Genomic DNA, 17,428 nt, shown 5'->3' on the forward strand with positions numbered 1-17,428 from the left:
CTTCACCGCAGCACCATGCAGCCTCGCGCTTCGAAGTCCGCGAGCCACGGAGGCTCTCGCAGTTCCTTGTTCCACCGCAGATCCAGTTTGTCCAATTTGGACAGCCGGGTGAGGGATTCCGGCAGTGAGGTGAGCCGGTTCTCCCGCAGGTCCAGCTGACGCAACTCGCTCAGGTCGCCGATCGAGGACGGCAGGGAGGTCAGCCGGTTCTTCCGCAGATGCAGCTCGCGCAGCGCGGAAAGCGTCCCCATCGACTCCGGTATTTCAGTCAAACCGTTGCCGTACAAGCGGAACTCGCGCAGCGAGGCGAGCCCGGACAGGTCGTCGGGGAGTGTGGCGATCCGATTGTCCGTGCACCCCAGGTATTTCAGCCGCCCGAGCGAGCACAGCGCGGCGGGGAACTCGGTCAGCCGGTTGTCGCTCACGTAGAGGTATTCGGTCAGTCCGGAAAGCTCACCGATCTCGTCCGGCAGGGCGGAGAATTCGTTGTGTCCCAGGTCCAGCGTGTGCAGCTTCCGCAAGGCGCCGATCGAAGGCGAGACGGAGGTCAGCCGGTTGGTGGCGAGATTCAGCACGCGGAGTTCGGACAGCGACCACAGCTCGTCGGGAACGGACGTGAGCCGGTTGTCGTACAGGTCCAGGTACTCCAGCGCCGGCGAGAGGGAGATATCGGGCAGGGAGGTCAGCCCCTGGCCACCGAGTTCGAGTCGAGTGGTCACAGGGGCCGACCGTAGTCCTCGGTCAGGTGGCGGCGCGGTGGCCGCCCTTGACCTTGGCGTAGATCGCGGCCGCGGCGATGACGCCGACGATGGCCGCGCCGACCTGGAAGGCGTGCCGGATCCAGTCGATGCCCGCGGTGTCACGGACGCCGAACACGCCGGCCAGCCAGTTGCCGATGAACGCGGCGACGATGCCGACGACGATCGTCAGCCACATCGGGATCTTCTGATCGCCGGGCGCGATCATCCGGCCGATGACGCCGAGGATCAGCCCGACCACGATCGTGGTGATGATGCCCCAAAGGCCACCCAACATGGTCCCTCCTTCGCTGGAGAATCGAGTGAACCCACGGTGACACCGAAACCGGCTCGTCGCGCCTCAAGACCCCTTACCGGGTGACACCGCGACGTCCGTAGAGGTTCGCGGCCAGGGTGACCCCGATACCGGCGATGACGATCTGGGTGATGAGTTCGAGCCAGTCGAAACCCTTCGTGTCCGCGTAGCCGAGCCCACGGGCGATCGCGGTTCCGATGAAGGCGGCGACGATACCGACGACGATGGTCAGCCAGATCGGGATGGACTGTTTGCCGGGGGCGAAGAACCTGCCGAGCACCCCGAGGATCAAACCGACCACGATCGCCGTGATGATGCCGGTGACTGTCATTGAGACTCCTTTGCCGAGGTCTCCGCCGAGGGGCGGACTCAGCACGGACATTCCCCCGGAAAACCCCCTCGAAACCACGAAGAGCCCTCTCCTGGCCGGAGAGGGCTCTTCGTCACGAAACCGTTTAGAACGCGGCTTCGGGGATTTCCATGAGGCTGTTGTCCGCGGCCTCGACGATCGCGCGGCGCGACGTCAGCTCCGGCAGCACGCTCTTCGCGAAGAACGACGCCACGGCGAGCTTGCCCTCGTAGAACGGGACGTCCTTCGCCGACGCGCCCGCGTCGAGCTTGCCGATGGCGACCTCGGCGTGCTTGATGAGCTGCCAGCCGATGAGCAGGTCGCCGACCGACATCAGCAGGCGGACCGTGTGCTGGCCGACCTTGTTGATGTTCTGCGGGTCTTCCTGCGACGAGGTCAGGTAGCCGATCAGCGAGCCGAGCATGCCCTGAGTGTCCTCGAGCGCCTGCTTGAGCAGACCGCGCTCGTTCTTGAGCCGCCCGTTGCCGATCTCCGACTCGATGGTCTTCGTGATCTCCCCGGCGACGTAGGCCAGCGAAGCACCCTTGTCGCGCACGATCTTGCGGAAGAAGAAGTCCAGCGACTGGATGGCCGTGGTGCCTTCGTACAGCGAGTCGATCTTCGCGTCACGGATGTACTGCTCGATCGGGTAGTCCTGCAGGAAGCCCGACCCGCCGAGGGTCTGCAGCGACTGCACGAGCTGCTCGGTCGCGCGCTCGGAGCCGACGCCCTTGACGATCGGCAGCAGCAGGTCGTTGACGCCGTGCGCGATCTTCTGCGAAGCCTCGTCGCCCTCGCCGGTCCACACCTGGTCCTGGAAGGTCGCCGTGTAGAGGTACACCGCGCGCAGGCCCTCGGCGTACGCCTTCTGCAGCATCAGCGAACGGCGGACGTCCGGGTGGTGGGTGATGGTGACGCGCGGCGCGGCCTTGTTCAGCATGTTCGGCAGGTCCGAACCCTGGACGCGCTCCTTGGCGTACTCGAGCGCGTTGAGGTAGCCGGTCGAGAGCGTCGCGATGGCCTTCGTGCCGACCATCATGCGGGCGTACTCGATGACCTGGAACATCTGCGCGATGCCGTCGTGCACCTCGCCGAGCAGCCAGCCCTTGGCGGGGGTGCCGTGCTGGCCGAAGGTCAGCTCGCAGGTGGTGGAGGCCTTGATGCCCATCTTGTGCTCGACGTTGGTGACGAAGGCGCCGTTGCGCTCGCCCAGCTCACCGGTCTCGCCGTCGAAGTGGAACTTCGGCACCAGGAAGAGCGAAAGGCCCTTCGTGCCGGGGCGGGTCTCGATGCCGGGACCCTCGGGGCGGGCCAGCACCAGGTGCATGATGTTCTCGACCATGTCGTTCTCGGCCGAGGTGATGAACCGCTTCACGCCGTCGATGTGCCAGGAGCCGTCCTCCTGCTTGACGGCCTTGGCGCGGCCGGCGCCGACGTCGGAACCGGCGTCCGGCTCGGTGAGCACCATGGTGGCGCCCCAGCCGCGGTCGATCATGATCTGCGCCCAGCGCTTCTGCTCGTCGGTGCCGTTCTTGTCGACGATGCCGGCGAAGTTCGGGCCCGCCATGTACATGAACAGCGGCGCGTTGGCACCGAGGATCAGCTCGGCCGCGGCCCACTGCACGGTCGGGGGCAGGCCGAAGCCGCCCAGCTCGTTCGGCAGGCCCAGCCGCCACCATTCGCCGTCCATCAGCGCCTGGTAGCTCTTCTTGAACGACTCGGGGATCTTCACCGAGAAGGTCTTCGGGTCGTACACCGGCGGGTTGCGGTCCGCGTCGGCGTACGAGTCGGCGAGGGGACCGGAAGCGAGCTTGTTCAGCTCGGTCAGCACGCCGCGGGCGGTCTCCTCGTCGGATTCCGCGAGGACGCCCTTGCCGAGGCGGTCCTGCACGCCGAGGACCTCGAAGAGGTTGAACTCCAGGTCTCGGACGTTGCTCTTGTAGTGGCCCATTTCGTCACTCCAATGTGTTCGGCTCCCCGGCCGGGCACACGTCCCTACTCGCCGGTAACATCAGGATATTACCTGTGGGTAACCGGCGGCAAGTGAATGGCCACTGTTGTGATGTGGAAATCAGCAATATGGGGGGTCGCGGTGCCGGTTCAGCGGGATGACGGCGCGATCGAAGTGGCCGCGGGCACCTCGGCCGGGCTGTGCGCGTCGTCGGGATTCGTGACCAGGATGCCGGAGCGGAACGCGATTGTCACCGCGTGTGTGCGGTCGCGGGCCGAAAGCTTGCGCAGGATGCTCTTGACGTGCGTCCGCACGGTTTCCACGGACAGGAACAGGATCTTCGCGATCCCCGAGTTCTCCAGCCCCTCGGCCACCAGTTGCAGGACCTGGTACTCGCGGCGGGACAGCGGCATCAGGCCGCGCGCGGTCGCCGGTTTGGGGGCGTCGCCCGGCTTCGGGAGCACAGGCTGGCGCTTCGGCCGCGCTGTCAGCGCCGCCAGCGTCGGGTCGATGTAGCGGCGGTCGCTGTGCGCGCGCCGGATCGCCTCGGCCAGATGCCGTCCGTCGGTCGCCCGCGGCACGATCGCGTGCACGCCCGCCGCGATCGCCGCCGCGAGGTACTGCTGGGTGCGATTCGTGTCTCTGATCATCGTGATGATGACCAGCGCCGGGTCGCCGCCGCTGAGCAGGCGGGACAGATGGCAGTTCGGGTCGAGCGCCGAATCCAGCACGATGACGTCCGGTTTGAGCTGTTCGCACAGCTGGAGCGCGGCGTGGTGGCTCGCCGCGTGCCCGAGCCACTGCAGCCCCGGCGTGCGGTGGACCAGCGAGCTCAATCCCTCGCAGAAGATCGGGATCGGATCGACGGCGGCCACGCCGAGGCCGCGGCCGCCCGGCGACAATCCACCAGGCCTGCCGGCCTGCATTCGGTTCGGCTCGATGCTTCGCATCACGGACCCCTCCGTTTTCCTGCCCGCCATCTCCGGACGAGAGGACTCGGAAGTCCATTCGGCGACCACTGCCCCCCGGCATGGTCGCCCTCGCCAACCGGTCCCCCCTGCGGGACCGGACAGAGATGACACCTCGTAACTAGTACGAGTCGGGAGGCCGGAGCACGTGACGCGATATCCCCCTCATAGATGTATCGCCTCGTCGCAGCAAACTCTGCGTATCAGCTGGTCGTGGATCTCTTGCTCGAATGAGCGCGCCGACGGAAGATGTCGACGCGTTCGCTACTCAGAGTGGACTTCGGCGCGTAGGCGGCCGAATTCGTCCCCTAGGGCCGCGGGCGTCCAATGCGCGTTCAGCCCGCTCGGATTCGGCAGTACCCAGACCCGCGCCCCGCCGATCTCGCCGTCCTGGGGACCGATCTTCGCCTTCGGCAGGCCGAACGCCGTCCGGAACGCCGTGATCCCGACCACCGCGAGCCAGCGTGGCCGGAATTCGGCGACCCTCGCCGCGAGGAGCCTCCCGCCTTCGCGAAATTCGTCCGGCGTCAGCTCGTCGGCCCGTGCCGTCGTCCGCGCGACGACGTTCGTGATGCCGAGACCGAGGCTGAGCAGTTCGTCCTGCTCGCTGGGGTCGAGCAGTTGCGGGGTGAAGCCGCCGCGATACAGGGCGGGCCAGAACCGGTTCCCCGGCCGGGCGAAGTGCAGGCCGAGTGCGCCCGAGTAGAGGCCGGGGTTGATGCCGCAGAACAGCACGTCCAGATCCGGCGCGATGACGTCGTCGATGATCTTGCCGTAGGCGGCGGCCAGCTCGTCCTTGGTCGGTTTCGTCCTCACCCGACCAGTCTCCCTGAGTCGATCGGTGACTCAGGACACGATCGATCGTCTCAAGGGGTGGTCAACTCACCACGATGTGCGTACTGTTTGTGATCTCGCACACAAGGTCGTCATCGAGGAGGCGTTTTGCAGCTCTCGCTCATCCTCGGCCTGGTCGCGTTGATCTTCGTGGTGGCCACCGTGCTGGTGATCGCGGAAGACCGGCGGGCCGCGCGGCGCGCGGCCGAGCGACGGCAGGCGAGGCTAGCGGATCTGGGCGAGGTCGACTCGCTCGCGGCGCGGAAGCTGAAGCTCGACCGTTGAGGGAACGGGCTTCCGGACGAGGCTGAGCAGCAGGGCCCCGGCGATCCAGCCGAGCATCGCGCCACCGGTGTTGTTGAGCAGGTCGTCGACGTCGAAGATCCGGTAGACGTAGGGCGCGGTCCCGAAATTCGCGGTCAGCTGCGTGATCTCGATCAGCAGCGAAGCGGCGAGACCGATCAGCGTCGTGCCGATGAGGCCGCGCTTCCAGAGCGTCCTGGCGAAGAACCCGAGCGGGACGAACAGCAGCACGTTCATGGTCGCCTGCTGGAAGGTCTGCGTGGTGAACCAGTCGGCCATGGGCAGCCCGTGCTTGAGCAGCTCGGTGTGGATGTCGGCGATCCACTGGAACGGGTTCAGCTGCACGGTCTGGCTCAGCCGTTTGACGCCGGGGCCGGGCAGCGGCAGGAAGGTCACCGCCAAGGTCATCGTCGCGTAGAGCAGCACGGCGGCCGTGGTCAGGACGGGACGAAGCCGCATCCGGCCGTGCCGCGCGTGCAGGACGATCAGCTGCGGGATCAGCACCGTCGCCCAGAGTGCGAAGAAACCGATCAAGCCGTACTGCAGGGCGGTGACCTGTGCGTTCGTCATGACCTCGACGTTATGGATCACGAGGGGCCCGCCACTTCGGTCGAAGGGCCGCGGCGGCCGGGGCCGGATCGGCCGAGTGGCCGACCCCGATCTTGGCCGATCGGCGATATTCGTTCCCCGATCAGCCTGCCGACGTGGGATTCTGCCCGGATGCTGCTCGTTCGACGGCTCGTCCCCGCGGACCTCGAGGTCTTCCGCGAGGTCCGCCTGCGTGCCCTGACGGACACCCCCGAGAACTACGGCTCGGTCGCCGCGGCCGAAAGCGCGCAATCCGACGAGGAGTGGCTCGCGAAGCTGGCAGGCGACGCCTGGTTCGCCGCCTTTGACGACGGGCGCGTGGTGGGTCTCGTCGCCGGACGGGCGCGGGACGACGGCTGGATCCTCTACTCGATGTGGGTCGCGCCCGAAGCCCGAGGCCAGGGGCTGGGCACCAGGCTGATGGGCGAGGTGCGGTCGGCCGCCGAGGACGACGGCGCGCGCGAGGTGTGGCTGCACGTCGCGGAGGACAACGACCGGGCGCGGCGGTTGTACCTGAAGCTCGGATTCCTCGCGACGGGTGAACTGGAGCCGATGCCGAACGACGTCACCCGGCGGCGTGAACGTCTTTATTTACCTGTTACCGCCGGTAGTAGTAAATAGCTCAACCTCGCGGGATGGACAACGTCGTCTTCGACCGCACTCCGGCGGTTACGGCGTCGTCCGGGACCTCCCGGTGACCATCGCGTGGGCGGAACGCGACCGTATCCTCGCCCGCCCGAAGGCCGCCGAACTGCGCCGGATCGCACCGGAGGCCGAGCTGCTGGTGCTGCCCGGATGCGGGCACGTGCCGATGAACGACGAGCCCGAACTGGTCGCGCGGGTACTGCTCGACGGCAGTTCGCGTGCCATGTGACGTTTGCTTATCGTCCGGCTATCTCCTCTGGTGATCGTCAAATCCGCCAGGCAGACTCCTCCGCCGTGCACCCAGGAATGAAGCTCACCACCCGGCTGGCCGTCGTCGCCGGTGCCGCGCTGACCGCGCTGGCCGCCGTCGCCGCGCCCGCGTCCGCCGCGCCGGCGACCACCGACGTCCGGCTGATCACGTTCAACGACCTGCACGGCAACCTCGAACCGCCGTCCGGTTCGAGCGGTCGTGTCACGCTGCCCGACGGCAATACCGTCAACGCGGGCGGCGCCGCCTACCTCGCGACGCACCTGAAGAAGCTTCGCGGCGAAGCGCCCAACTCGGTCGTCCTGTCGGCTGGTGACAGCATCGGCGCGTCGCCGGTGATCTCGGCGCTGTTCCACGACGAGCCGACCGTCGAACTGCTGAACCGGCTCGGTGTGCGGGCTTCCGTGGTGGGCAACCACGAATTCGACGAGGGTCTCAAGGAACTCCGCCGGATGCAGCACGGCGGCTGCCACCCCACCGACGGCTGCCAGTTCCGCGAGTCGTTCAAGGGCGCGAACTTCCCCTTCCTCGGGTCCAATGTGTACTACGAGAACGGCCTCCCCGCGTTGCTGCCGTTCAGCATCGAGTTCTCCGGCGGCGTCCCGATCGGTGTCATCGGCGCGACGCTGAAGGATCTGCCGCAGGTCGTCACCCCGGAGGCGATCAAGGGCCTCAAGTTCGGCGAAGAGGTCCAGGCCATCGACCGCACCGCCAAGCTGCTCGACATGATCGGCGTCAAGGCGCAGGTCGTGCTGCTGCACCAGGGCGACAACTCCGAGACCGCCGGTCCGGACGAATGCAAGGTCAAGCCGGGCGCCGCGACCGCCATCGCGCAGAAGGTGACGTCCACAGTGGACGCCATCTTCACCGGGCACAGCCACCAGCAGTACAACTGCGTGATCAACGATCCCGCGGGGCAGCCGCGTCCGGTGATCCAGGGCGCGTCGTTCGGCCGTCTGCTGTCGGTCGTCGACCTGAAGATCGACCGCCGCACCCGCGACGTCGTCCGTGGCGAGACCAAGGCGCACAACCAGATCGTCACCCGGGACGTCACGCCGGACGCCGACGTGGTGAAGCTGATCGACGAGGCGAAGACCAAAGCGGCGCCGATCGCGAACAAGGCCGTCGGCACCATCACCGCGGACCTGGTCGCCAAGGGCGCGGCCTCCGGTGAGTCCCCGCTGGGCGACGTCATCGCCGACGCCCAGCTCGAGGCCACGAAGCCGAACGGCGCGCAGATCGCGATGACGAATCCCGGCGGCATCCGTACGGACTTCACCTTCGCGTCCTCGCCCGCCGGCGAGGGCGACGGTGTCGTGACCTACGGCGAAGCGTTCGCCGTCCAGCCGTTCGCGAACATCATGCAGACGATCACACTCACCGGGGCGAACCTGAAGAGCGTGCTCGAACAGCAGTGGCAGGCCAACGGGGTCGTGCGCACGCTGCAGATCTCGAAGTCGCTGAAGTACTCGTACTCGGCGTCGGCGGCCCAGGGTTCGCGCGTTTCGAACCTGACGCTCGACGGCGCGCCGATCGACCCGGCGGCGTCGTACCGCGTCTCGGTGAACAACTTCCTCGCCGCCGGTGGCGATGGCTTCACCGAGTTCACGAAGGGGACCAACCTGTCGGGTGGTCCGGTGGACCTGGACGCGCTGATCGCGTACTTCGGGGCGCACCCGGGCATCGCGCCGCCGCCCGCGGACCGGATCACCGTCCTGCCGTAGCCCTCGCGAGTGCCATGAGAGGTCCCTTCCTTGCGAATTTCGCGAGGAAGGGACCTTTCATGGCGTCTGCGGGGTGGTTTTGTCAGTGACCCAGGGCACAATGTCCGCCATGACGACCTGGCAAGAAGTCGTGGACCTGGCGGGCAGGCTGCCGGAGGTCGAGGAGTCCACTTCGTACCGCACGCCGTCGCTCAAGGTCGCGGGCAAGAACTTCGCCCGGCTGCGCACCGAGGCCGAGGGCGGGCTGATGCTGCTGTGCGAGCACGCGGAGAAGGAGGCCCTGCTGGCCTCCGGTGACCCCGCGTACTTCACCACGCCGCATTACGACGGCTACGGCGCGATCCTCGTCGACCTGGAGAAGGTGGAGAAGGCGCAGTTGCGTGAGCTCATCGAGGAGGCCTGGCGGATGAAGGCACCCGCCAGGCTCACGAAAGGACTGGGCGACTAGCGGAGTTCCCCTTCGAGCAGGCTCATCAGGTACTCGTCGTGCCACTCGCCGTTCTGGCCGCGGAACGACTGCCGATGCCTGCCGTCCACCTGGAACCCGATCTTCTTGTAGATGTGGATCGCCGCCTCGTTGTCGACCACGACCCACAGCGCGATCATGTGCAGCCGCATCATGTCGAAGCCGTAGCGGCAGAGCGTGCGCATGGCGTCGGTGCCGTAGCCGCCGCCCCAGTGGTCCTTCTCGCCGAGATAGATGTCGAGCTCCGCGCGGCCCTGCTCCGGGTTGGCGTCGCGCAGGGTGCAGGTGCCGATCAGCGTGCCGACGGCGAGGCTCTCGATCGCGAAGTTCACCTGGCTGAAGCTGTTGGGCTTCCGGCGGGCGAAGCGCTCGCGGATCTGGGCGAGGGATTCCGGGTGGTCCGCGGGCAGCCAGCGCGTGACCTCCTGGTCGTTGTGCCAGCGCCACAGCGTGTCCGCGTCCTCGGGTTCCAGCGGGCGCAAGCGGATCAGTTCACCGGTCAGCATCGTCCATCCCCAGCTCGGTATCGGACTTTCCAGACTATTGGGCGACGCCCTGGAGCAGCCACCGCTTAACGGGGACTTCCAAGAGCGCCCAGCCGTCGCCGGTTGAGTCCACGATGGATGCGCGCCACGGCTTCGGTGAGACGTTCGATAAGCGATTGATCACGTTTCACCTGGTCAGCCTGCCCGAAAGCTAGGGTCCCGGGCGTATGAAGGTCCACCAGTACTGCTACTTCGCCTTGAAGAGCGAAACCGTGTCCGCCGGGGAGATCACCGCGCGGCTCGGCATGGAGCCCGACGAGGTCCTGGTACTGGGGTCGCGCTCCGCCGAACATCGGTTGCCGCGGATGCACGCCTGGAAGGTGACGCATCGCGGTTCGGAACCGGTCGACGACCAGATCGAGAGCGTGATCGGCAGGCTCGCCCCGGTCCGCCCGGAAATCCGGCGGCTGGTGGACGAAGGCGCGAGCGCGGTGCTGCAAGTGGTGCGCTACTTCCATCACCGTGACGGCGGCGAGGAATTCGGCTGGCACCTCTCGCCTGCCGTGCTCGCGTTCCTCACCGAAGCGGCCGCCGCGCTCGACGTCGACGAGTACGACCTCAGCGAATGACCTTCCGCCGGTCCGGTGCGCGACGGGCTCGCCGGAGATGGTGGGATGGGGCCCCACAGCCGGACAACCCCGTTGGGAGCCCAGCATGTCGAGCGAGAACTGGCCGCTGAGTCAGGATCCCGAGTCGCCGGTGATCATCTCCCGGTCGCTGGTGGAGGACCCGTCGAACCTCGCGTTCGTCGTCCTGGACGACGACGGTGACTGGTTCATCAGCGACGGCAACGAGTTCTCCGAGGACATGGAGGAGAACAAGGACGCGTTCGGCGCGCTGCCCCTGCGGGAAGCGGTGGAGCTCATCCCGGAGATCGGCGCGCTGGCCGGCCTCCCCACCGGGATGGCCGCCGACTGGGATCCGGAACGGCGTACGTGGCTGCTGAGCTCGGTCGCCGACTCGGACGACGACGAGGAAGACCTCCTCGTGCGTGCCGCCCGCCTCGCCGCGTGGACGCATCCCGGCTCGCCGCTGGAGGAAGTCCACGTGAGCACCGAACTCGCCGAGATCCCCACCGACCCCGCCGCGCCGGCCCGCGCCGTACGGCAGGTCGTCCGCGAGGCCGACGGAAGCTGGCTGCTCGTCGGCTTCCAGGTCCCGGAGAACGAGGACTTCGAGGTCGAGGCGCTCGAGATGGAACACGCCGTCACGCTGTACCCGGACGTCGCGCTGGTGCTGAGCGCCGCGCCCGGCCAGGTGTACGACCGGCCGAGCGCCGGCGCCCCTTGGGAACTCGTCGAAGGCTGACGCTCAGCCTCGGCCGAAGTCGCGGTACATGACGTGCAACCCGATGCGCCCCAGCGCCGGGTGCTCGAACGCGCCCGGCACCGTGCCGACGATCTCGAACCCGAGCCGTTCGTAGATCCGGATTCCGGCGACGTTCGACTCGGCGACCGCGTTGAACTGCATACCCGCGAAACCCTGTTCCCTGGCCCAATCCAGGGCGTCCGCGCACAGCGCACCGCCGACGCCCTTGCCGCGAACGTCCTTGTCCACCATGAAACTGGCCGTCGCCACATGGGACCCGGGCCCGCCGCGGTTCGGCCCCATCTTGGCCGTGCCGAGCACGCGGCCGCCCTCGACGGCGACCACCGTCCGGCCCGGCGGCTTCTCGACCCATGTCCTGCGGGCGTCGTCCTCGGTGAGGTTCGGGTCGTAGGTGTACGTGTCCGCCGCCCGCACGACTTCGCGCACGATCGGCCAGACCCGCGCCCAGTCGTCTTCGGTGAACTCCCGGATCTCCATACCTGGCACGGTAATCAAAAACCCGCCCGGCGGTTCTGGTGCCACCGCCAAGCGAAGCCGGAAAGCAAGAGCAGCCCGGCGACGGTCAAACCCGCGCCGATCCAGATCCGCGTCGAGCCGGACTCCCGCTCGATCCGCGTTCCCGGCGGCAATCCCGCCGCGATGCCGTCGATCTTGGCCTGAACCGAACGATGGTCGAAGACGCTCAGGCCACCGTCTTCCGCCAAGGTGGCCAGCCAGCGGCGGACCTCGTCGTTCTGCGCACGGGAGAAACCGGGGAATTCGAGCGAGGCGTCCCGGAGCACTCCCGGCCCCATGCACCTCAGCGCCGCCCCCGTGGACGCGTCGAGATACTGCCCGGTCACCCCGCACTCGTCGCCCGCCTTGGCGAAAACGACGGTGTACGGCCCGGGCGCGCTGCCCGTGTTCAAGCCGATGAGGAGGAAGATCCCGCCGACCAGCAAAAGCGGAAGGATCAACGCCCCCGCCAGCACGGTGAGCAAGGCCGCCGCCGTACTGTCGCTCGACATTCTCCGCACGGTGCGGAACGTAGCCGCTGGGCGGCGGGACAGGTCCCGAAGCGGTCGGCGCGCACCCTGACTGAGACAGGATGACGGTATGACGACTGGCGAAAGCCTGAAACCGGTCTCGCCTCGTGAGGAGGCTCGCCGCCTTCTCGAGGCTGTCCCCGATGAGCGGCTGTCCGCCGCGTTGGCAGCGCTCAGGCTGCTGGCTGTCGGGCGCCCGCGCCGCCGCTTTCGCACCGTCGGCGTGTTCGCCGGTGAGCACGATCTCGGGCGGTCTTGCAAACAATCGGCCCGTCGCCGACGCGGATGACGGCGGTCTGATCGCCCAGACAAAGCGAAAGCCCCAGGTCCTAAGTGGACACCCACTGACCTGGGGCTTTCGCATCTGAGCGGATGACGGGAATCGAACCCGCGTATTCAGCTTGGGAACCAATGTGATCATGCTCGAAGGTGGCTCTGGCCTGCGGATGGGCCTATCTCGTGTTGCCCGCTGTTGACCTTGGTTGACCGGCCTCAATGGCACGCTAATGGCATGACCTGCGCCCCGCCCAGACCTCCTCCCCGGCGTCTCCGATACGAAGCCGTAGTCACGCTCCGGCTTCCTGCTCGATGGCCTGACTCGCTGCTGCTGCGACGTATGCGTCTGCTGTAGCGTGGTCGGAGGGTGACATGGTTTCGATCTTGCCAGCGTGCGCCCGCCCCCTGCCGGGACTGGGCCGATGAGCCCATAGAGCCAAGTTTGGCAGCGGCTAATGACGATTAGCCACAGTTACGACTCCCAGCGCCCCCCGCGGCTATGCTTCGCGGATGGCTGTTCACAGGCGGGCACCAAATGATCGACCCGATGAATACACGACCTTGGGCCGCGTTCGCGTGACTATTGATGATCTCGAAGAGCTAGCAGATCTGCTTAACACTGCCCATGGTCCAAGTGAAGTTTGGCCAAAATACGAATTTGTGAACGGAACCTTTGATCGACCGGTCGATCTTGCGAACCTAAGGGAAGATGAACTTTCCTTTATTGAGGTGAAGTTCGAGGATGTTGAGATAATCTTATCGTCTACTCATGCTGGAATGTACGGTAGTAAGGACTCCTGTGCTATGGTAAAGGAGAGGTGGTCTTCGATGCGTCAAACGGAGGATCGTCCGATCCTCCGTCGAGACTCGAAGAGGCTCGGCATAATTCTAATTTCAGCTATCCTCTTGGTGCTAAATTACGTGGCGCTCATCTCTGGCTGGTATCGAGTAGCGTATCCCGCTTGGTATGGCGTAACCACGGGAGTTGGAACGGTTTTAGTATTGGCGTACTCGTCTTTTAAAGTGTCCAGGAGGCCGTCAAGTTATGCTTTTATTTTTCCGGGAAGTTATTCTGAATTCAGGCGCGAGAGTGGTGTTCGAAAACGCCACTCTCAGGCGATATTGGCTAGCTATGCGGCAATTTTACTGGCTGTAATTTCAATCGTTGTCAGTGTAATTTTGAAGTTTACTTAAACGCTAACTGTCTTCAGGAAGGCTGGTTGGTGTGTGGTCGATCGATGTGATCCTCATGTGCAAATCGTGCCGGGTGCGGGGCGCAGACGGGGAGAACTCTGGCAAACGGCCAGTACTCGCCGTGTCGCAGGTGTTCGGCTTGGTCAGTCGCATGCCTGAGCGTTTCCGTGCGCTGGTGCCCCTCGCCGCGTTCGGATCGTTGCGGTGGGGTGAGGTTACTGCTCTGCGTCGCGTTGGTTCGCCCAAGTTAAGGGCGGACGTGCGCATGTGCGCACGGTGACTATTCCGGTGGCCCGTCCGGCCTGACCTCGTTCAGCACCTGAAGACCTGAGTCAAGCTGCTGCAGGACGCGTTGCTCTTCATTGGCGAGCGGCCTGGGCACGCGGTCCGCAGCTGAATTCCAGCCGGAGGACCAGGTGACGGAGGTCGTCGAGAAGATGGGGCTCAAGGGACTGCGCTCCCAGGACCTCCGGCACGCCGGGAACATCCGGGTGTCGAAGGCGGGCACGCGCGGCGCTGACCTATCAGCGGGCGACCGGCGACGCGGGCAAGCAGGGCGCGGACACACTGTCCGAGCTCGTCGACCGGCACCGCGAGGCACCGACCCGGACGACGACGAAGATCAGGACGGCCAGCCGGTTCCGGTCGGCTATTGGCGCGCGGGAAGTGAATGCCGAAACAAGGAAAACCCCAGGTACACAGTGGACACCGTGTGACCTGGGGCTTTCGCATCTGAGCGGACGACGGGAATCGAACCCTCGTATTCAGCTTGGGAACCAGGGTGATCATGCACGAAAGTGGCCCTGACCTGCGGACGGCGCTTGCTCGGAGTAGCCGCGATTGACCGTGGTTGACCCCTCTGAATGGCCCGTTAGTGGCCCAACGTGCCCCTGGCTCCACCTGCGTCTTTGTGCCTGTTTGCTCCGCTTCCCTCGCCCCTGCCATCTCTAGCGCCGGGTCGGTCGTGTCAAGGCGCGCTTTCCCGCCTTGATGCGGGCGGCCCGGTGTTAGACGCTGAGCAGCGAGGGACGCCCGGTGACCACTGCCACGCGGTCAGGTGGGTCGGGTGATCTGACGTCGTGCTCCATGGGTCTCCGGTGGCGGCGGCGCGCTGTGCGGTGCTGCCTCGTCGGCGGGCTCGCCCGGCGGCGCCTGCCGGAGCGGAGCGGGAGGCCGGCGTCCGCCATGGGCGAAGTCCGCCGTACGGGCGGTGACGTGCGCGCCGCCGGGGGCGGCGCCTTGATCCCATAGAGCCAAGTTCGGCAGGTGTGTAACTTGTATGCCTCAGTCGGCGACTCAACTGCATGACCCAAGGTGACTCGTCGGATAAGGCCGGTAAGGACGCTGTCTCGCCGGACCCCGCTAAAGTGGTGGACGCGAAAGCGGAGTCAGACGAATCAGATCCCGCTGGCCTGGCTCGGGCGACGAGGTTGAGGCGTGGTGCGGCATTCTTGCTGGTGGTACTTCTCGTGCTATTGGCGATGTTAAGCTACCGGTGGCCTGCATTTGAAATCTGCCGCGATACTGCGGCTGCCAACTCGTCAGTTGTGACTTTATGTAATCCGTGGACGACTCAAGATCTAGTTCCATTTATTGTTTTGGTTGGCTTTCTGCTATTGCCGGATCTGTCCGAGTTGAACATATTCAACCTGATAAGCATAAAAAGAGAGGTAAAGTCAGCAAAAGCTGAGGCTGAAGTGATCAAGGCGCGCCAGGAGGCTCTAGAGGTTAGGTTTGCGTCTGCCGTCTCGCAAGTTTCGTCCCAGCAAACAAGCGTGGTCAATCATAGTCACTTTTATAATGATCAGCGCGCTTCGGAGCTGCCTGGCTCGATAGACAAGAAGGTTCACGATATTGACGAGCGACACGGTGGTTCGACGAGCGATGATCCGGTTAATGGTGGGCAACACGCTGAGCGGACGCCTGATCGTGAAACAGAACCCGTCGAGTCTCGCGATCGCGTTTCATCTGAAGAGTCGAATGGATCTACCGATGCTAGCAGCGTGTCGATTGACATGATAACTGACGATGTGTTGAAACTGGGCATACTGAACAATTGGGAGCAGCTTTCGGAGGGTTTGCAGCTGGGGTCATACTATCGAATTAGTCAAGATAGTTTCACGCCAGCTCGTCGCAGATTCCTTGATTTATTCAAAGAGGAAATTGGTACGGTTAGAGCGGTCCGTAATAGTATTGCTCATGCTAAACCTGTTTCAAGGGAAGATCTCATCGGTGCGTATGACGCGGTTCGTCAACTTAATAAAATTTGGAGAGAGTCTGCCGCAACTCTTGGTTGACTTGTTAGGGATAAATGAATCCTGTTCCAGAGTCAAAGCAGTCTCTTTGTGAAGCCCTGTCTTATCAATTGGGTGTAAGATTCTTTGACTGTCGCAGGAACTTCCTGGGCAATCGCGAAGCCGCGTTCGGCATAGATGGTGATGCGCTGCGTGTCACCGACCAGCATGTTGATGACGCGGTCCACGTCGCCGATACTCTCGATGTACTCATCCAAAGGCAGCGGCCGCGAAGCGCAGATGACGTCCACCTCGGGCCAGAGCTTCTTGCAGGTCGCGTAGGCGCGTCGCTGCTGGTAGGGCCGCGAGATGAGGACGACAGACTCGACCTCGATGCTGCGTGACTCCAGCAGGGCGCGAGTGAGCGTGATGTTGTCCCCAGTGTTCCGCGCCTCGGGCTCGACCAGGATGGCGTCATCCGGCACGCCCAGCTCAAGTGCATGTTCGCGGTAGTGCACCGCCTCGCCGCGCGGAAACCGTTCGACAGTCGTCGGCGCGTTGGCCCCAGTGAAGACGATGAGCGGGAACGTTCCAGCGTGGAACAGTTCCGCGGTGAAGGTCGCGACCCCGAGATCGTGACTGCCGAGTCCGATCCCGACGTCGGCGGGCCGGAGTTCGTGGTGCATGTCGTGGTAGTCCCAGAGCGTCTGGACGTCGGCGCGGAGGTCGTCCGGCAGGGTGGTCGAACGCTCGGGCATGGGGTCTCCGGGGTCAGTCGGGGATCTTGAAAGTGTAGGTCCAGGAGAACCGGCTTGCGGCGTGCACGCCTCGTGCGAACTCGACCACGCGGCCGTCCTCGGTGTATGTGCGGCGTTGCAGGACCATGACGGGTTCGCCTGCGGGCAGTTCGAGCTGTTCGGCCTCGTCGGGCGTCGGCATCCGCGCGTAGAAGGTCTCGGTCATGGTGTCCGGCTCAAGACCTTGCAGGGTGAGGACCAGAAATCCGCCGCCTCGTCCGGCTGGGCCGGGGGTTGGGTCGACTATGGGCGTGCCTTCGACGTCGGCGGGCCGGTAGTAGCTGGTGAGCACGTGGGTGGGCTGGCCGGCGTCCTTGACCAGTCGTGCCCGCTCGTAGACCGGTGATCCGACGATGACACCGAGGGCGTCGGCGACCTCTCGGTCGGCTTCGATCTTGGCGACGGTCTGCGTCTGGTCGGTCGGCTTCCAGTCTCGGCCGGACGCTTCACGGTCTGCGACGAAGGCGACGGTATCGCCGTACTTCCACTTGCTCTTCGCGTACCGATCCTTGCCCAGGCGCTTCATGGGCGGGCGTGCACGAACGACTGTCCCGCGTCGTCTGATCGGCGTGACCAGTCCTTCGGCTTCGAGGACCCCAACGGCCTTGCGAACGGTGTTGACGTTGACGTCGTACTCGTCGGCCAGCTCGTCTTGCTTGGGCAGCGTGGTGTCCGGGGCGTAGTCGCCCCGCTGGATCGCGTCTCGCAGGATCGCGGCCAGCTCTCGGTAGCCAGTGCCCACCTGGTCCTCCTTCGTCGGTCGATAACGCTAGCGGTATCACCCCATCATGGTCTACGGGGCCCGATAGAGATAGTTCTATTGACAACTGGCACGGTGAAGCACTTAATAGAACTACCTCTAACAGATGCAAGCCCGGT

Annotated in this window: 21 protein-coding genes; 9 read left to right on the forward strand and 12 right to left on the reverse strand. The window is 65.2% G+C overall.

The features are described 5' to 3' along the window. Positions 1-2: 2 nt before the first annotated feature. From ACIRGA_RS05320 to mug, 6 genes are all read right to left on the reverse strand, one after another. A complete protein-coding gene (locus tag ACIRGA_RS05320; protein ID WP_400936723.1) occupies positions 3-719 on the reverse strand; it encodes a leucine-rich repeat domain-containing protein in 717 nt (238 codons plus the stop codon). Between the two features lie 22 nt (positions 720-741). Further along, entirely contained in the window at positions 742-1,035 is a 294-nt protein-coding gene (locus tag ACIRGA_RS05325; RefSeq protein WP_037334414.1) for a GlsB/YeaQ/YmgE family stress response membrane protein, read from the reverse strand. 73 nt (positions 1,036-1,108) lie between these two features. Continuing rightward, the gene (locus tag ACIRGA_RS05330; RefSeq protein WP_038521682.1) at positions 1,109-1,384 is read right to left on the reverse strand and encodes a GlsB/YeaQ/YmgE family stress response membrane protein; all 276 of its coding nucleotides are present in this window, start codon (positions 1,382-1,384) and stop codon (positions 1,109-1,111) included. Positions 1,385-1,508: 124 nt separating this feature from the next. Continuing rightward, positions 1,509-3,353, reverse strand: a complete 1,845-nt coding sequence (locus tag ACIRGA_RS05335; protein ID WP_400936726.1) for an acyl-CoA dehydrogenase — start codon at positions 3,351-3,353, stop codon at positions 1,509-1,511. A gap of 149 nt (positions 3,354-3,502) precedes the next feature. Next, positions 3,503-4,303: a response regulator transcription factor gene (locus tag ACIRGA_RS05340; protein ID WP_400936728.1), complete on the reverse strand. Its 801-nt coding sequence runs from the start codon at positions 4,301-4,303 to the stop codon at positions 3,503-3,505. A gap of 282 nt (positions 4,304-4,585) precedes the next feature. Further along, positions 4,586-5,137, reverse strand: a complete 552-nt coding sequence (gene mug, locus ACIRGA_RS05345; RefSeq protein WP_400936730.1) for a G/U mismatch-specific DNA glycosylase — start codon at positions 5,135-5,137, stop codon at positions 4,586-4,588. 126 nt (positions 5,138-5,263) lie between these two features. On the opposite strand from mug, the gene ACIRGA_RS05350 reads away from it, so the two are divergent. Beyond that, complete coding sequence (locus ACIRGA_RS05350; RefSeq protein ID WP_400936732.1) at positions 5,264-5,440, forward strand: hypothetical protein; 177 nt, start codon at positions 5,264-5,266, stop codon at positions 5,438-5,440. Here the strand turns inward: ACIRGA_RS05350 and ACIRGA_RS05355 are convergent. After that, positions 5,381-6,028, reverse strand: a complete 648-nt coding sequence (locus ACIRGA_RS05355; protein ID WP_400936735.1) for a VanZ family protein — start codon at positions 6,026-6,028, stop codon at positions 5,381-5,383. The genes ACIRGA_RS05350 and ACIRGA_RS05355 overlap by 60 nt on opposite strands. A gap of 150 nt (positions 6,029-6,178) precedes the next feature. On the opposite strand from ACIRGA_RS05355, the gene ACIRGA_RS05360 reads away from it, so the two are divergent. From ACIRGA_RS05360 to ACIRGA_RS05375, 4 genes are all read left to right on the forward strand, one after another. Beyond that, positions 6,179-6,667: a GNAT family N-acetyltransferase gene (locus ACIRGA_RS05360; protein WP_400936737.1), complete on the forward strand. Its 489-nt coding sequence runs from the start codon at positions 6,179-6,181 to the stop codon at positions 6,665-6,667. Next, the gene (locus tag ACIRGA_RS05365) at positions 6,624-6,920 is read left to right on the forward strand and encodes an alpha/beta fold hydrolase (protein ID WP_400936739.1); all 297 of its coding nucleotides are present in this window, start codon (positions 6,624-6,626) and stop codon (positions 6,918-6,920) included. Before ACIRGA_RS05360 ends, ACIRGA_RS05365 begins: the two co-directional genes overlap by 44 nt. 77 nt (positions 6,921-6,997) lie before the next feature. Next, entirely contained in the window at positions 6,998-8,683 is a 1,686-nt protein-coding gene (locus ACIRGA_RS05370; protein ID WP_400936741.1) for a bifunctional metallophosphatase/5'-nucleotidase, read from the forward strand. Between the two features lie 109 nt (positions 8,684-8,792). Continuing rightward, positions 8,793-9,131: an MmcQ/YjbR family DNA-binding protein gene (locus ACIRGA_RS05375; protein ID WP_400936743.1), complete on the forward strand. Its 339-nt coding sequence runs from the start codon at positions 8,793-8,795 to the stop codon at positions 9,129-9,131. On the opposite strand, the gene ACIRGA_RS05380 is transcribed toward ACIRGA_RS05375, so the two are convergent. After that, positions 9,128-9,655, reverse strand: coding sequence for a GNAT family N-acetyltransferase (locus ACIRGA_RS05380; RefSeq protein WP_400936746.1), 528 nt, complete (start codon positions 9,653-9,655; stop codon positions 9,128-9,130). The two genes, ACIRGA_RS05375 and ACIRGA_RS05380, sit on opposite strands and share 4 nt — an antisense overlap. A 206-nt stretch (positions 9,656-9,861) precedes the next feature. On the opposite strand from ACIRGA_RS05380, the gene ACIRGA_RS05385 reads away from it, so the two are divergent. Continuing rightward, positions 9,862-10,263 (forward strand): DUF4279 domain-containing protein, encoded by a 402-nt coding sequence (locus ACIRGA_RS05385; protein ID WP_400936749.1) that lies wholly within the window; start codon positions 9,862-9,864, stop codon positions 10,261-10,263. A gap of 85 nt (positions 10,264-10,348) precedes the next feature. Beyond that, entirely contained in the window at positions 10,349-11,002 is a 654-nt protein-coding gene (locus tag ACIRGA_RS05390) for a hypothetical protein (RefSeq protein WP_400936751.1), read from the forward strand. A 3-nt stretch (positions 11,003-11,005) separates the two neighbouring features. On the opposite strand, the gene ACIRGA_RS05395 is transcribed toward ACIRGA_RS05390, so the two are convergent. Both ACIRGA_RS05395 and ACIRGA_RS05400 read right to left on the reverse strand, forming a co-directional pair. Then, entirely contained in the window at positions 11,006-11,500 is a 495-nt protein-coding gene (locus tag ACIRGA_RS05395) for a GNAT family N-acetyltransferase (RefSeq protein WP_400936753.1), read from the reverse strand. A 14-nt stretch (positions 11,501-11,514) separates the two neighbouring features. Next, positions 11,515-12,030: a hypothetical protein gene (locus tag ACIRGA_RS05400; RefSeq protein WP_400936755.1), complete on the reverse strand. Its 516-nt coding sequence runs from the start codon at positions 12,028-12,030 to the stop codon at positions 11,515-11,517. An 804-nt stretch (positions 12,031-12,834) separates the two neighbouring features. Between ACIRGA_RS05400 and ACIRGA_RS05405 the strand changes: the two genes are divergently transcribed. Then, on the forward strand, positions 12,835-13,518 hold the full coding sequence (locus tag ACIRGA_RS05405; RefSeq protein WP_400936757.1) for a hypothetical protein: 684 nt from the start codon (positions 12,835-12,837) through the stop codon (positions 13,516-13,518). Positions 13,519-14,822: 1,304 nt separating this feature from the next. After that, on the forward strand, positions 14,823-15,815 hold the full coding sequence (locus tag ACIRGA_RS05410; RefSeq protein WP_400936759.1) for a hypothetical protein: 993 nt from the start codon (positions 14,823-14,825) through the stop codon (positions 15,813-15,815). 32 nt (positions 15,816-15,847) lie between these two features. Here ACIRGA_RS05410 and ACIRGA_RS05415 read toward each other — a convergent pair whose 3' ends face one another. Together ACIRGA_RS05415 and ACIRGA_RS05420 are read right to left on the reverse strand one after the other, a co-directional pair. Then, complete coding sequence (locus tag ACIRGA_RS05415) at positions 15,848-16,510, reverse strand: YdcF family protein (RefSeq protein WP_400936761.1); 663 nt, start codon at positions 16,508-16,510, stop codon at positions 15,848-15,850. Between the two features lie 13 nt (positions 16,511-16,523). Then, positions 16,524-17,291, reverse strand: coding sequence for a GntR family transcriptional regulator (locus tag ACIRGA_RS05420; RefSeq protein WP_073845835.1), 768 nt, complete (start codon positions 17,289-17,291; stop codon positions 16,524-16,526). Positions 17,292-17,428 lie beyond the last annotated feature (137 nt).

This window comes from Amycolatopsis sp. NPDC102389 (assembly GCF_044765885.1).
Taxonomy (GTDB): domain Bacteria; phylum Actinomycetota; class Actinomycetes; order Mycobacteriales; family Pseudonocardiaceae; genus Amycolatopsis.

Excerpts from the sequence above, each read along its gene's own strand:
- ACIRGA_RS05325 (WP_037334414.1), bottom strand. The coding sequence starts at position 1,035 with ATGTTGGGTGGCCTTTGGGGCATCATCACCACGATCGTGGTCGGGCTG.
- ACIRGA_RS05330 (WP_038521682.1), bottom strand. The coding sequence starts at position 1,384 with ATGACAGTCACCGGCATCATCACGGCGATCGTGGTCGGTTTGATCCTC.
- ACIRGA_RS05335 (WP_400936726.1), bottom strand. The coding sequence starts at position 3,353 with ATGGGCCACTACAAGAGCAACGTCCGAGACCTGGAGTTCAACCTCTTC.
- ACIRGA_RS05340 (WP_400936728.1), bottom strand. The coding sequence starts at position 4,303 with ATGCGAAGCATCGAGCCGAACCGAATGCAGGCCGGCAGGCCTGGTGGA.
- ACIRGA_RS05355 (WP_400936735.1), bottom strand. The coding sequence starts at position 6,028 with ATGACGAACGCACAGGTCACCGCCCTGCAGTACGGCTTGATCGGTTTC.
- ACIRGA_RS05360 (WP_400936737.1), top strand. The coding sequence starts at position 6,179 with ATGCTGCTCGTTCGACGGCTCGTCCCCGCGGACCTCGAGGTCTTCCGC.
- ACIRGA_RS05370 (WP_400936741.1), top strand. The coding sequence starts at position 6,998 with ATGAAGCTCACCACCCGGCTGGCCGTCGTCGCCGGTGCCGCGCTGACC.
- ACIRGA_RS05375 (WP_400936743.1), top strand. The coding sequence starts at position 8,793 with ATGACGACCTGGCAAGAAGTCGTGGACCTGGCGGGCAGGCTGCCGGAG.
- ACIRGA_RS05380 (WP_400936746.1), bottom strand. The coding sequence starts at position 9,655 with ATGCTGACCGGTGAACTGATCCGCTTGCGCCCGCTGGAACCCGAGGAC.
- ACIRGA_RS05385 (WP_400936749.1), top strand. The coding sequence starts at position 9,862 with ATGAAGGTCCACCAGTACTGCTACTTCGCCTTGAAGAGCGAAACCGTG.
- ACIRGA_RS05390 (WP_400936751.1), top strand. The coding sequence starts at position 10,349 with ATGTCGAGCGAGAACTGGCCGCTGAGTCAGGATCCCGAGTCGCCGGTG.
- ACIRGA_RS05395 (WP_400936753.1), bottom strand. The coding sequence starts at position 11,500 with ATGGAGATCCGGGAGTTCACCGAAGACGACTGGGCGCGGGTCTGGCCG.
- ACIRGA_RS05400 (WP_400936755.1), bottom strand. The coding sequence starts at position 12,030 with ATGTCGAGCGACAGTACGGCGGCGGCCTTGCTCACCGTGCTGGCGGGG.
- ACIRGA_RS05405 (WP_400936757.1), top strand. The coding sequence starts at position 12,835 with ATGGCTGTTCACAGGCGGGCACCAAATGATCGACCCGATGAATACACG.
- ACIRGA_RS05410 (WP_400936759.1), top strand. The coding sequence starts at position 14,823 with ATGACCCAAGGTGACTCGTCGGATAAGGCCGGTAAGGACGCTGTCTCG.
- ACIRGA_RS05415 (WP_400936761.1), bottom strand. The coding sequence starts at position 16,510 with ATGCCCGAGCGTTCGACCACCCTGCCGGACGACCTCCGCGCCGACGTC.